Origin of the sequence: Pseudoalteromonas sp. BZB3, assembly GCF_040104455.1 — a bacterium.
Classification (GTDB): domain Bacteria; phylum Pseudomonadota; class Gammaproteobacteria; order Enterobacterales; family Alteromonadaceae; genus Pseudoalteromonas.
The window spans coordinates 1-13,156 of sequence record NZ_JBECOS010000008.1 but is presented as its reverse complement, the minus strand read 5'-3'; the positions used below and the strand labels follow the sequence as shown (position 1 = coordinate 13,156).

Below are 13,156 nucleotides of genomic sequence, written 5' to 3'. Positions count from 1 at the left end.
TACGCTAAAAGCTCTCTTTCACCAGTAGGTCGCGGCTTTAGCCCGACAATCACTAAAACATGTCAACTAACCTAAAAACAAAAATCAATGCCTTTCTAAAAAGCGCTGCCAATGCACAGATGAATTGATCACGCGCACGGGTGCAATGATCTTTTTTAACAACTGTGGGGTAGGTTCTTTTAATAGAGCATTATCTTTTAGACCTAATAAATAATGAAATGCAGGTTTGTTTAAGTGTTGAATGGCTGAAATACGAATTTGCTGTTCGAAGTTCAAACGTAGGCTACTTACTGACGTTTTGTGGCCTTGCTGATCAATACTTGGAATATCGCACTTTTGTAAATACCCTAATCGCTTGCCTTCACCCGAAAACCAAATACGCACTTTTTCGCTGTAGCGTCCTGTTTTTGCTGGCAGGTCAAACAGCAAACGCTGTTCGTTTTGGCTTTTTACAAACTCTAGATACGGTTCTAATCCAGCTTGCCAAAGTGCAGTATGAATAGGCACTACTCTAGATTGAATTTTCTGGTGTGTCGCAAATTTAAAACAATGCACGCCCTCAATTTTTACCACATCATCAAGGGTTAAATTGCCAACTTCATCGCTATAAGCACCGGTATAATAAGCAATCAAAGGCAACCAGAAGTGCCAGTGCTTTGGCTGTTCACGCTTTTGCTTTTCATCACCGTAAATATATCCATGAAACAAAGTATGTAGTTCCATGGCTGAAAATGCGCGACGACCAAGGTGTATTTTCATAGACTTACGGTAACCTTATTTTTAAATAAGAAACACTATAAGTTTAAAGAGATTATAAAAAAGATAAACCACCAATTTAAAATTTCTTTAATCTGAATAGGTGTTTACCTATGCACTTTTCTTAACACTTGTATAGCTGCGGCATATTCACCAGCAATCTGTAGTAAAAAGAATCAACAAGGTATAAAAACAAAAAAAGCCTGCTAAGCAGGCTTTGGAGATGTTGTTTGATATTCTGAATTTAGTTGGCGGTTAAAGCTCTGCGCCTTCCGCTAGACCTTTATCTTCACCTTCTTCAGGCTGGATAGTCGCTTGAAGTAAAAGCATATCTCTTAGCTTGCCTTCAATCTCGTTAGCGATCTCAACGTTCTCTTTTAAGAATTTAATTGAGTTAGACTTACCTTGACCTACTTTGCTGCCGTTGTAGCTGTACCATGCACCTGATTTTTCAACCAGTTTGTGCTTCACACCTAGGTCAATTAATTCACCTTCTTTAGAGATACCTTGACCATACATGATAATAAATTCAGCTTGCTTAAATGGCGGTGCAACTTTGTTCTTAACAACTTTAACTCGTGTTTCGTTACCCACTACTTCATCGCCATCTTTCACCGAGCCAATGCGACGAATATCAATACGTACTGATGAGTAGAACTTAAGCGCATTACCACCTGTCGTTGTTTCTGGGTTACCGAACATCACACCAATTTTCATACGAATTTGGTTGATGAAGATACAAAGCGTATTTGAACGTTTGATATTAGCAGTTAGCTTACGCAAAGCTTGTGACATTAGACGCGCTTGAAGACCAACGTGTGCATCACCCATATCACCTTCAATTTCAGCTTTAGGTGTTAGTGCTGCTACCGAGTCAACAATCACTACATCTACTGCACCTGAACGAACTAGCATGTCACAGATTTCTAATGCTTGCTCACCCGTGTCAGGCTGAGAAACAAGCAGCTCGTCAACATTAACACCCAGCTTTTCTGCATAGACTGGATCTAATGCATGCTCAGCATCAACGAATGCACATGTTTTACCTTGCTTTTGGGCTTCGGCAATAACTTGAAGAGTAAGCGTTGTTTTACCTGATGATTCAGGACCATAAATCTCGACAATACGACCAGTTGGTAAACCACCTATGCCTAATGCGATATCAATACCTAGTGAGCCAGTAGAAATTGCTTCAATGTCTAACGCTTGGCTATCACCTAGTTTCATGATTGAACCTTTACCAAATTGGCGTTCAATTTGTGATAACGCGGCATCTAGTGCCTTTTGTTTATTGTCGTTCATTTGCTTCTCCAATCTTGCGTAATGCCAGTAAGTATACTGTATGAAATTACAGTATCAAGCATATTTTTATGAATTTAATAGCTCAATTGATTTTTCTAAAGAAAAAACAATAGCTTGCTCTCTAACTTCTGCTCTATTTCCAGTAAAAACACAATGATAGGTATGCTGTTTTCCCGACAAAAATAGGCCAAACCACACAGTACCTACCGGTTTTTCATCACTGCCTCCTGTAGGCCCAGCGACTCCCGAAATTGCAATAGCAAAGTCTGCATTGGCAGCTTTTGCAGCGCCTGCACACATTTCTAACACGGTTTGTTCACTGACTGCACCGTGTTCCTGTAAGGTACTTTCAGTTACCCCCAGCAATACCTGCTTAGCTTCATTACTGTAGGTGACAAAGCAGCGGTCAATATATCGTGAACTGCCCGATGTATCGGTAAGCGCATAACTCACTCCTCCGCCTGTACATGATTCAGCGGTAGTGATCGTCAGTCGTTTATCAGCTAAAATAGCGCCCAACTTTGACGCTAGAGTACTCACTTGTTGCTGTAGCTCCATCATTATCCTTTTAGGTCATTGCATGTCGATAGATTTATATTCAGAACATACTATAAAACAACAAACTCCCATGATGCAGCAATATCTGCGGATCAAAGCGGATCATCAAGACATTTTACTGTTTTATCGCATGGGTGACTTTTATGAATTGTTCTTTGACGATGCGATTCGTGCAGCACAACTACTCGATATTTCACAGACCCATCGCGGTAAGGCAGGCGGTGCACCTATTCCAATGGCGGGTGTGCCCTATCATGCAGTTGAAAACTATCTTGCTCGCCTAGTGCAGATGGGGGAGTCAGTAGCGATTTGTGAGCAAGTTGGCGATCCTGCCACCAGCAAAGGGCCAGTTGAGCGAAAAGTGGTACGTATTGTCACACCGGGTACGGTCAGTGACGAAGCTTTGTTACAAGAGCGTCAAGACAACTTACTTGCCAGCGTTTATCAGAATAAACAAGGCCAATACGGCGTCGCTTATCTTGATATCAACTCAGGCCGTTTTAACATTGTTGAACTAAACACCGATGAAGCACTGGTTTCGACGCTACAGCGCCTACAACCCGCAGAATTACTCTACCCTGAGTCATTCCAAAATCTATTTTTACTTGAGCAAGTCAAAGGCGGTCGTCGTCGCCCTGATTGGGAATTTGATTTAGATACTGCTAAACATTTGCTTTGCCAGCAGTTTGGTACACAAGATCTAATCGGCTTTGGCGTTGAAAAAGCACATACAGGCTTAATCGCTGCTGGCTGTGTGATGCAATATGTTAAAGATACACAACGCATTGCTCTGCCACATATTCGTGCCATTACCCTTGAGAAGAACGAACATGCGGTGATCTTAGATGCGGCAACGCGTAAAAACTTAGAGCTCACAGTCAACCTATCTGGCGGGATCGAAAACACCCTAGCACAAGTATTAGATAAAACCGCGACACCGATGGGCTCACGTTTATTAAAGCGTCGTATTCATACACCGGTACGTGATCGCAACGAATTAAATGCCCGACTAAATGCCATTGCCAGCTTGATCAACAGCCAAATTTGTATGGAGCTCTATGACAGCTTAAGACATATTGGCGATATTGAGCGTGTAGTGGCGCGTCTTGCGCTATGTACTGCTCGACCTCGCGACTTAACGCGTTTGCGCGGTGCCTTGCAAGCCCTTGCACCATTGCATGCTTTACTCGATGAGGCAGACGATCCACGTATAAAGCAGATTTGCGATCAATCGCCTGTATTACCTAAGCTACAGTCACTCTTAGAGCAAGCGATTATTGATAATCCGCCCGTGCTGATCCGCGATGGTGGCGTAATTGCAACTGGCTATAACGCTGAACTCGATGAGTGGCGAGCACTGAGCCAAGGTGCAACCGATATTCTTGAAAAATTAGAAGTGCGTGAACGTGAGCGCACTGGAATAAGCACACTTAAAATTGGCTACAACAAGGTGCATGGCTTTTACATCGAAATCAGCCGCGCTAACTCTCACCTTGTGCCACCTGAATATATTCGTCGCCAAACGCTTAAAAATAACGAGCGTTATATCATTCCTGAACTGAAAGAGCATGAAGACAAAGTGTTAGGCAGTCAAAGCAAAGCCCTTGCACTTGAAAAACAATTGTACGAGCAGTTATTCGAATATATTGCGCCTTACCTAGAGCAACTACAATTAATGTCTGCAGCACTCGCTGACTTAGACGTATTGAATACGTTAGCTGAGCGTGCACAAACGCTCGATTACTGCAAACCTGAGTTAACGCTAGAAAGTGGCATCGACATCATTGATGGTCGTCACCCGGTTGTTGAGCATGTTAGTCAAGAGCCATTCATTGCCAATCCAGTGAAACTCAATGAACAACGCAAAATGCTGATCATTACAGGTCCTAACATGGGTGGTAAATCGACTTATATGCGTCAAACGGCGCTTATCACTTTGATGGCGCACATTGGCTCTTATGTACCAGCGAGTGAAGCGCGTATCGGCCACATTGACCGTATATTTACAAGAATTGGCGCGAGTGATGATCTTGCTTCTGGTCGCTCAACCTTCATGGTAGAAATGACCGAGACCGCCACGATCCTTAACAATGCGACCGAGAACTCTCTAGTATTAATGGATGAAATCGGCCGTGGTACCAGCACCTATGATGGTTTATCTCTGGCCTATGCAACCGCTGACTACCTAGCGAGTAAGCTCAATGCTAAAACCCTCTTTGCAACACATTACTTTGAGCTAACGGAGCTGGCAGAGCAACAAACAGGGCTTGTAAACGTGCATTTAGATGCAGTAGAACACAACGATACAATTGCCTTTAAGCACACGGTATTAGATGGGGCTGCGAGTAAAAGTTTTGGTCTGCAGGTCGCAGGGCTCGCGGGTGTGCCAAAACCCGTTTTAGCCATGGCAAAAGAGAAGTTAAAACGTCTTGAGCAACATGAAAGTGTGATTGACGAACAAAAGCCAACCGCTCAGTCACAAGGTCAATTACCATTAGAGCCTGTTATGCAAGAGTCAGAAGTTGAACGACAACTTGCGCACATTGATCCTGATGATCTGACTCCTCGCCAGGCACATGAGTTACTTTATAAATTAAAAGGCTTACTCAATTAATCTGTCAATTATAAATAATAAAAAACCACTTCAGTTGAAGTGGTTTTTTATTATTAAATTAAGCTTATTGTTGCTCGAAAAGGCTATCTATATTTAGGCCTTCATGCTGTAGAATATCTTTTAAACGTCTAAGGGCTTCAACTTGAATTTGTCTTACACGCTCGCGTGTTAAACCAATTTCTCTGCCAACATCTTCTAGTGTTGAAGGTTCATACCCCAGTAAGCCAAAACGTCTTGCTAGCACTTCACGTTGTTTAGGGTTAAGCTCACCGAGCCAATCAACAATATGCTTATTGATATCATTGCTTTGAACTTCATTTTCAGGACCGTGTCCCTTTTCGTCTGCAATAATATCTAGTAGCGCTTTATCATTCTCACCGCCTATAGGTGTATCAACAGAGGTAATTTTTTCGTTCAGGCGAAGCATTTTAGTGACGTCTTCAACTGGGCGGTCAAGACATTCTGCAATTTCTTCTGCAGTTGGCTCATGGTCAAGCTTTTGTGTCAGTTCACGAGCTGTTCTAAGGTAAACGTTAAGTTCTTTAACAACATGGATAGGAAGGCGAATCGTACGAGTCTGATTCATAATTGCACGTTCTATGGTTTGTCTTATCCACCACGTTGCATAAGTTGAAAAGCGAAAGCCTCGTTCTGGGTCAAATTTTTCAACCGCTCTGATCAAGCCTAAATTGCCTTCTTCTATTAAATCAAGAAGTGCAAGGCCACGATTATTGTAGCGACGGGCAATTTTAACCACTAATCTCAAGTTACTTTCGATCATGCGTTTGCGAGAAGCCTCACAGCCTTTAAGTGCTTTACGCGCGAAATAAACTTCTTCTTCGGCACTTAATAGAGGGGAAAAACCAATTTCGCCTAAATACAACTGGGTTGCATCTAAATTCTTAACGGTTTCTTCTTTTGCAAAAACATCATCTTCCGTTTCGACATCTTCCAAAAGTTCCATTTTTTCGTCATCTAGTACTGCTTCATCAACTTCAGCTTCTGCAGTGACTAGCTTCTTAGTCTCTTTCTTTGCTGTTTGAGCCATATCATCCTCCCAAGCGAGTGAGTGGTATTAATCCATCATACAGTCAGTAATAAAAGCATTTATGGTAAATACTTCTTAGGATTTACCGCTTGGCCTTTAAAGCGAATCTCAAACCTCAAAGCCGTTTGCGTTGCATCCGTATTTCCCATTTCGGCAATTTTCTGCCCAGCTTTAACTCTTTGCTGCTCCCGAACAAGTAGTCGATCGTTGTGAGCATAGGCACTTAGGTAATCATCACTGTGTTTCAGGATGATTAAATTACCATACCCCCTCAACGCGCTTCCTGCGTATACGACTGTCCCTGCTGCTGCCGCACTTACTGATGTTCCTAATTTGTTTTTGATCTGCAAGCCTTTATAACCTTGCTCTTTGTTAGAAAAGCGCTTGGTTATTTGCCCTTGAGCCGGCCATTGCCAATCAATTTTGCCATTCTTTTTCGATGCTGCTGTGTTTACTTTTTGAGTGGCTTGTTTTTGAACATACTCCCGTTGTTTTGGCTTCGCAAGATCTTTTTTTACCAAGTTGTTATTTTTTTGTTTCTTATCAATAGTCTCTGTTTTAACAACTTTGCGTGGAGTGCGTTTTTTATTGCGCGTTTTAGGTTTAGCTAGTACTAACTTTTGACCTGGAAAAATTGTGTATGGTGGTTTGATATTATTTAGGGCTGCAATCGTACGTACGTCCCTGTTAGCGGTAAAAGCAATAGCAAACAGCGTATCGCCTTTTTGCACCGTGTACCGATTGTTTCTGATAATGATTTTTCTTGATGATAATGAATCAGCATAAGTCAAAGAAGTGACGGGGGCAGGTGTGTGCGTTGATGAGCATCCTGCAATGAACACAATTAGTAACAAAATAATGAACATGTTCACTGCTTGCATTCATTTACCCAGTAAAGTTGACGATTAACTTATTAAAAATAACAAGATAAGAAGAGGTTAGGCAAGGTCATAGTGAAATTTCTCCCGCTATTAACGGGACAAAGCGTACTGGTGCCATTTTATGCTCTATAAATTGCTCGCCTTTTCGTACCACAAGCGTTAATACTTGTTCTTCTTCCCCTATGGGAAGCAATAAAGCGCCATCGTCTTCGAGTTGTTCAAGTAAAGCTTGAGGTAGTGATTTTGCCGCTGCCGTGACAATAATCCCAGAAAATGGCCCTTTGGTTTGCCAACCTTGCCAACCATCACCATGTTTCATGGAGACATTGTATAAGTCTAGTTGATGTAAACGTCGCTTTGCTTGCCACTGCAGTGATTTAATTCGCTCAACGCTGAACACCTGTTCGAACACTTGTGCTAACACCGCGCTTTGATAACCAGAGCCTGTACCTATCTCAAGAACCTTACCTTTTACACCAACTTGTCGCAAAATTTCTGTCATCTTTGCAACAATAAATGGTTGAGAAATAGTTTGCCCATTACCTATGGGCAATGCCGTATTTTCATAGGCTTTATGTTTTAGCACATCATCAATGAAAAGGTGTCTAGGGGTATTTTTGATTACCTGTAACACCTTTTTATCTTGTACTCCCGATGCTTTTAATTGCTCAGCTAAAGCATCTGCACTACGGGCATAATTGCCAAGCACTTAGTTGGCCCCTTCCAGCCAAGAAGACATTGCATCGATGCTCTCATTCGCTGTCATATCAACCTTAAGCGGAGTCACTGCAGCATAGCCATGATTAACAGCATAGAAGTCAGTGCCTTCGCCTGCATCACTTTCAGAGCCAAGCGAGCCATACCAAAAAACACTTCGCCCCCAAGGATCAATTTGTTTAGTCATAGTGTCGGCTTTATGGCGTGCACCTAAACGCGTTACCTTGATCCCTTTTAATTCAGCTAAAGGAATATCTGGCACATTAATATTGATAATTTGATCTTTAGGAAGCGGATGGGAACTTAATTGTTTGATTATTTTCACCGCCACTTCAGCTGCGGTTTCATAATACGCTTCTTTTTTTGAACATAGAGAAACTGCAATTGCAGGTAACCCTAAGTGACGCCCTTCTGTGGCTGCAGCTACAGTACCTGAATAGAGTGTATCATCTCCCAAGTTAGCCCCATTGTTAATGCCTGCCACAACTAAATCTGGCTCTTCATCTAAAAGCTGATTCACACCAAGGTGAACACAGTCTGTCGGCGTGCCATTTACTGAGTAAAAACCATTGTCTAATTGTGTTGCACGCAATGGATTTAACAATGTCAAAGAGTTACTTGCGCCACTACAGTTTCTATCAGGGGCAATAACGGTCACATCGGCAATTTTGCTCAAGGCTTCATACAATATGGATATTCCTTTTGCATGAACTCCATCGTCGTTACTGAGTAAAATCTTCATCGTTCTTCCTTATTTGCAAATGCGCTTTTATTCACATCAACGTAATTAACAAGCTCTCTAAGAACTGCTGTTGCGAATGTCCCTTTAGGTAGTGCAAAACGTAATTCAATACTGTCTGACGACAAAGTTTTCACTTCTAGATCTATGGGGATCAATCGTAGAGCGCGGCGCTCATTTTTTAATCCTAATTCGGCAAGACCATGATGCCAAGCACTAAAGGCTTCAAGAAACTCTTTTTCCTGCGCAATTAACCCTTTTTCACCTTTACCGACCAGAGGCGCCGACAAGCAAATGTCTCCAGAGGTTAACCTTGCAATGTTCTCATCGCTGATATCATCTTCAAAGAACGCATTAGAGCCTTCTAGCATAAAGATTTCTCTATGCCAGGTCTTAGCTAAGCCATGTTCTTCTACTCGCATACTCACAAGTTGATTGAATATGTGTGAGCGCGCAGCAGAAATAACAATGCTACGTAATTTTCTGTCGCGAATATGTTCACCTGCAAACATGCGCTCAGCCATAGTAAGATTGTGACCATCATGGCCAAAGCGTTGTTCACCAAAGTAGTTTGGTACGCCCTGACGCACTGCATTAATACGTGACAAAATATCTAATGGCTTATCAATGTTTCTTAGTGTGATCGTAAAGCGGTTACCTGAGTGACAGCCTGTTCTTAGTTTTCGATTATGGCGCTTTTGCTGAGTAACAAAAATAAAGTCATCGTTTAGTTCTGTAAAATCAACGTCTTTCTTGATAGGAACAGGTACACTAAACCACTGACTGCAAACACCATGGCGATCTTTGAGTCCCGCATAACTGACATTTTTTACATGTGTTCCAGCTTGTTTTGCGATTTTCTTAGCGACATCTAAGGTGTTTATCTGTTTTTTAATAATATGCAAACAGACATGTTCACCTTCGCCGGTCAGTTCGATATCCAGTATTTCATCTACAATGAAATCTTCTGGCTGACTTTTAAAATCAGCTACTGCTTCGGGCTTGCCATACAGATAGTGCAATTCCATTATGCTTTAACCAATAACACAACTGCATGAGCTGAAATGCCTTCTTTGCGACCTTCGAAGCCTAGTTTTTCTGTCGTTGTAGCTTTCACATTTACCTCAGTCAGTTCTGCCTGGCAATCAGCAGCAAGGTTGGCACGCATGTTATCAATATGCGGTCTCATTTTTGGTGCTTGCGCAACAATAGTGACATCGCAGTTACCGAGCTTATAGCCTAGCGCTGTAACCTGTTCCATAACTTGTCTGAGTAAAATACGACTGTCTATATTTTCAAACTCAGCAGACGTATCTGGAAAGTGTTTACCAATATCGCCAAGTGCCATTGCACCGAGCAAAGCATCACATAGAGCATGAATAGCAACATCACCATCAGAGTGAGCAATAAAGCCTTGCTTAAAAGGAATTTTCTCACCACAGATCGTTAACGGGCCTTCACCACCGAATTTATGTACATCAAAACCGTGACCAATTCTAATCATTTTCTTCTTCCTGCTCTTTTAGTAAAAACGCGGCTAAGCGTAAATCTTCTGGCGTGGTAATTTTAATATTATCACTGCGGCCTTCAACGAGTAACACTGGCTTACCCTGTAGCTCCATGGCTGAAGCTTCATCCGTAATAAGTTTTGATTCAGATAAACAAGTCTTCAGAGCATCTTTTAGTGCCTGATAGGGAAATAACTGAGGTGTAAGTGCCTGCCATAATTCGACACGAGGTACGGTCTCTTCGCTATATTGTTGACCACGTTTAATGGTATCTTTGACCTTAGCTGCAAGTATACCGCCTTCTTGCTTTTCAAAGCAGCTAGCAATCAACTTTTGTATATCTTCGATTTGCACTATTGGTCTTGCAGCATCGTGTACTAAAACCCAATCAGGGTTTAGCGTCTCAAGTGCATTTAGTGCATTTAAAACTGAATCTGCTCGCTCTTTACCACCTTCAGTAGTTTGCACTTTGATCGTACTAAACTGTTGAGAATTAAATAGCGTATCTTCAGGATTAATCGCTAACATGATGGTGTTAAGCTCACTCATAGAGCTGAGCTTATCCACTGTGTGCTCTAAAATAGACTTATTATTTATTTTTAAATACTGCTTTGGGATCTCTGCTTGCATACGGCTGCCAACACCTGCAGCTGGTACAACAGCAGCAATAATAGGAGAATTATTCATGTTATTTATTCGGTAAGACTCTAATGAAGGTTTCATTTGGCTTGATCATACCAAGCTCATGTCTTGCTCTTTCTTCAACGCCTTCTAAACCAAGTTTAAGATCGTCAATATCTGCTTTTAATAGCTTATTTCGTTTAATTAATTTCTCATTCGCTATCTCATGCGTGTCTACAACACTTTTCAAGCGCGTATAATCTTGCATACCATTATGGCCAAACCAAAATTTATACTGAAGAAATAGCGCAAGGCTAAGAAGTAGAAACTGAAATATACGCAAAACTGCACTTCCCAATAACAAATTAATCAAACATTACGTTTCATAGAACGAACATTTTTCCAATTGATCATACTGGCTAATAGCATCTCGCGCAAACTAAGCCTTCTAGGAGGCACTGCTTTATTAAATTGCCATTGATGACCACAGCACGCTGCTGTCATGACCTGTTTGCTTGGCTTTAGTACTTGAAGATTAGGGTTGGATTGAGATGCGCCTGAAAAGAAAAACCATCCACTTAAGTTGCTGTGAAAACTATTTTTGTCAACTTGATCAATACAGTCTAAGGTCAAAGACTGATAACCCGTATGCTCTTTTAGCACAGGAATTACTAATCCTGTTTTAGCATGTTTTTTATAAAATGAAGCGTTTTGCTCTAGATCTTGAGAGGGTAGCTTTTTCTGAGGTGCAAGCCAACCACCATTTTGTGAATCTAACTCTAGCGGAATATCACCTTGCACTATATGCCGTGCAGCGCGTTCAACATAGAAGGGTAAACTGGCCAATGATTTACGTAGTTTCTGGTCATTATGAACAGCAGCAAGCGCTGGAATTTCTCTGGCGTAGAAAACATTAACCAGCTCAGCAAACATTAACCGCTCTTTTTCATCGTTCCATAGCTGAGCTTGTTGCACACTCTGCACTGACATCCCCTTCTTTGGTTACTGCAGTTTTTATAGCATGTGCAACGTATTACTGCTAGCCCTTCGGTTTATTACCCAGTTTAACATCACCATTTTCTAAGAACTGTGCAACCGTATCGCGCTTTTTACCAAGTAATAAACAACCATCAGCAAGGAACATAAAGTTTTGCCAACAACGTTTGAAAACATCAAACTGGGTTTCAATCACACAGTCTCTATTTAAGCAAAAATAGACCGTTGTATTGTTTTCCCACTTTAGAAATTCATTTATGCTCTCTGGTAGCTCTTCTAATCCCGCCTCCCAGTCTTTTTCCCAGTTCAAGTTTTCTTGCCATGAACTTGGTTGCCCAGCCCATTCATTTTCAGTGAAAAAGTCTGGATGATCTTTTTCACGACTAACCATAGTAGACCAAAGCACAGCTGAACGTGTCGGAGACATAAGTCTAATCTTTTCAAGATCAGTCGGGGCAATTTTCAAGTCTTGATGCCTAAACACCCAAGCCTTTTTGAATTCATTGAGGGGAATATAATTCATTGTGACCTTTAAATTTTGCTCGCGGTTAGTGAGGTGGGATTATCACTATGTTTAAATGAAAAGTGAATGATAATTTGTTATTTAATTTTTAAGACTCAAAACGAAAAAACCCCAACTCTTTCGAGTTGGGGCTAAAATTTGGTGCCTAGCGATGTTCTACTTTCACATGGGAAACCCACACTATCATCGACGCTGTTTCGTTTCACTTCTGAGTTCGGAATGGGGTCAGGTGGTTCCAAAACGCTATGGTCACTAGGCAAATTCTTTGAATTTGTTCGTATTCTTATTTTTTAAATAGGTGCTTGGCAATGTTCTACTTTCACATGGGAGACCCACACTATCATCGACGCTGTTTCGTTTCACTTCTGAGTTCGGCATGGAGTCAGGTGGTTCCAAAACGCTATGGTCACCAAGCAAATTTGGTTAAAATCTGGAAAAATCTGATAATTTCTAAAACTTCTACTCTAGTTCATATTAGCTTCTGAGCTAAAACCACTTTGGCGTTGTATGGTTAAGCCTCACGGGTAATTAGTACTGGTTAGCTTAATGTATCACTACACTTCCACACCCAGCCTATCAACGTTGTAGTCTCCAACGGCCCTTCAGTTAACTCAAAGTTAAAGTGAGAACTCATCTCGAGGCTCGCTTCCCGCTTAGATGCTTTCAGCGGTTATCGATTCCGAACGTAGCTACCGGGCAATGCAATTGGCATCACAACCCGAACACCAGCGGTTCGTCCACTCCGGTCCTCTCGTACTAGGAGCAGCCCCTCTCAATTCTCAAACGCCCACGGCAGATAGGGACCGAACTGTCTCACGACGTTCTAAACCCAGCTCGCGTACCACTTTAAATGGCGAACAGCCATACCCTTGGGACCGACTTCAGCCCCAGGA

14 protein-coding genes and 3 rRNA genes are annotated in these 13,156 nt (G+C 41.8%); 1 reads left to right on the top strand and 16 read right to left on the bottom strand.

Translation table 11 applies throughout. The features are described from left to right. Window positions 1-84: 84 nt before the first annotated feature. The 3 genes from ABMY35_RS05710 to ABMY35_RS05700 all read right to left on the bottom strand — a co-directional run bounded on the left by ABMY35_RS05710 (window position 85) and on the right by ABMY35_RS05700 (window position 2,616). A complete protein-coding gene (locus tag ABMY35_RS05710; RefSeq protein ID WP_349285391.1) occupies window positions 85-759 on the bottom strand; it encodes a hypothetical protein in 675 nt (224 codons plus the stop codon). A gap of 252 nt (window positions 760-1,011) precedes the next feature. Then, window positions 1,012-2,058 (bottom strand): recombinase RecA, encoded by a 1,047-nt coding sequence (gene recA / locus ABMY35_RS05705; RefSeq protein ID WP_130254550.1) that lies wholly within the window; start codon window positions 2,056-2,058, stop codon window positions 1,012-1,014. 66 nt (window positions 2,059-2,124) lie between these two features. After that, a complete protein-coding gene (locus ABMY35_RS05700; protein ID WP_349285739.1) occupies window positions 2,125-2,616 on the bottom strand; it encodes a CinA family protein in 492 nt (163 codons plus the stop codon). Between the two features lie 22 nt (window positions 2,617-2,638). Here ABMY35_RS05700 and mutS point away from each other — a divergent pair, with 22 nt between their 5' ends. Beyond that, complete coding sequence (gene mutS / locus ABMY35_RS05695; RefSeq protein WP_349285390.1) at window positions 2,639-5,230, top strand: DNA mismatch repair protein MutS; 2,592 nt, start codon at window positions 2,639-2,641, stop codon at window positions 5,228-5,230. A gap of 64 nt (window positions 5,231-5,294) precedes the next feature. Here mutS and rpoS read toward each other — a convergent pair whose 3' ends face one another. The 13 genes from rpoS to ABMY35_RS05630 all read right to left on the bottom strand — a co-directional run. Then, window positions 5,295-6,278, bottom strand: a complete 984-nt coding sequence (rpoS, locus tag ABMY35_RS05690; RefSeq protein ID WP_349285389.1) for an RNA polymerase sigma factor RpoS — start codon at window positions 6,276-6,278, stop codon at window positions 5,295-5,297. A gap of 59 nt (window positions 6,279-6,337) precedes the next feature. Next, window positions 6,338-7,144 carry a peptidoglycan DD-metalloendopeptidase family protein gene (locus ABMY35_RS05685; RefSeq protein ID WP_349285388.1) on the bottom strand — a complete coding sequence of 269 codons (807 nt, stop codon included), beginning with the start codon at window positions 7,142-7,144 and terminating at the stop codon, window positions 6,338-6,340. A gap of 82 nt (window positions 7,145-7,226) precedes the next feature. Further along, window positions 7,227-7,868, bottom strand: coding sequence for a protein-L-isoaspartate(D-aspartate) O-methyltransferase (locus tag ABMY35_RS05680; RefSeq protein ID WP_349285387.1), 642 nt, complete (start codon window positions 7,866-7,868; stop codon window positions 7,227-7,229). Then, complete coding sequence (gene surE / locus ABMY35_RS05675; protein ID WP_349285386.1) at window positions 7,869-8,618, bottom strand: 5'/3'-nucleotidase SurE; 750 nt, start codon at window positions 8,616-8,618, stop codon at window positions 7,869-7,871. Continuing rightward, the gene (locus tag ABMY35_RS05670; protein ID WP_349285738.1) at window positions 8,615-9,646 is read right to left on the bottom strand and encodes a tRNA pseudouridine(13) synthase TruD; all 1,032 of its coding nucleotides are present in this window, start codon (window positions 9,644-9,646) and stop codon (window positions 8,615-8,617) included. The genes surE and ABMY35_RS05670 overlap by 4 nt, the downstream gene beginning before the upstream one ends. Beyond that, a complete protein-coding gene (gene ispF / locus ABMY35_RS05665; protein WP_349285385.1) occupies window positions 9,643-10,119 on the bottom strand; it encodes a 2-C-methyl-D-erythritol 2,4-cyclodiphosphate synthase in 477 nt (158 codons plus the stop codon). The genes ABMY35_RS05670 and ispF overlap by 4 nt, the downstream gene beginning before the upstream one ends. Then, entirely contained in the window at window positions 10,112-10,810 is a 699-nt protein-coding gene (gene ispD, locus ABMY35_RS05660) for a 2-C-methyl-D-erythritol 4-phosphate cytidylyltransferase (protein ID WP_349285384.1), read from the bottom strand. The genes ispF and ispD overlap by 8 nt, the downstream gene beginning before the upstream one ends. A gap of 1 nt (window position 10,811) precedes the next feature. Continuing rightward, the gene (gene ftsB, locus ABMY35_RS05655) at window positions 10,812-11,087 is read right to left on the bottom strand and encodes a cell division protein FtsB (RefSeq protein WP_349285383.1); all 276 of its coding nucleotides are present in this window, start codon (window positions 11,085-11,087) and stop codon (window positions 10,812-10,814) included. Between the two features lie 26 nt (window positions 11,088-11,113). After that, entirely contained in the window at window positions 11,114-11,734 is a 621-nt protein-coding gene (locus ABMY35_RS05650; protein WP_349285382.1) for a hypothetical protein, read from the bottom strand. A gap of 49 nt (window positions 11,735-11,783) precedes the next feature. Further along, on the bottom strand, window positions 11,784-12,263 hold the full coding sequence (locus ABMY35_RS05645) for a DUF2947 family protein (protein WP_349285381.1): 480 nt from the start codon (window positions 12,261-12,263) through the stop codon (window positions 11,784-11,786). A 143-nt stretch (window positions 12,264-12,406) separates the two neighbouring features. Further along, window positions 12,407-12,520, bottom strand: a 5S ribosomal RNA gene (gene rrf, locus ABMY35_RS05640). Between the two features lie 43 nt (window positions 12,521-12,563). Continuing rightward, window positions 12,564-12,677, bottom strand: a 5S ribosomal RNA gene (gene rrf / locus ABMY35_RS05635). A 93-nt stretch (window positions 12,678-12,770) separates the two neighbouring features. Beyond that, a 23S ribosomal RNA gene (locus tag ABMY35_RS05630) occupies window positions 12,771-13,156 on the bottom strand; the annotation flags it as partial.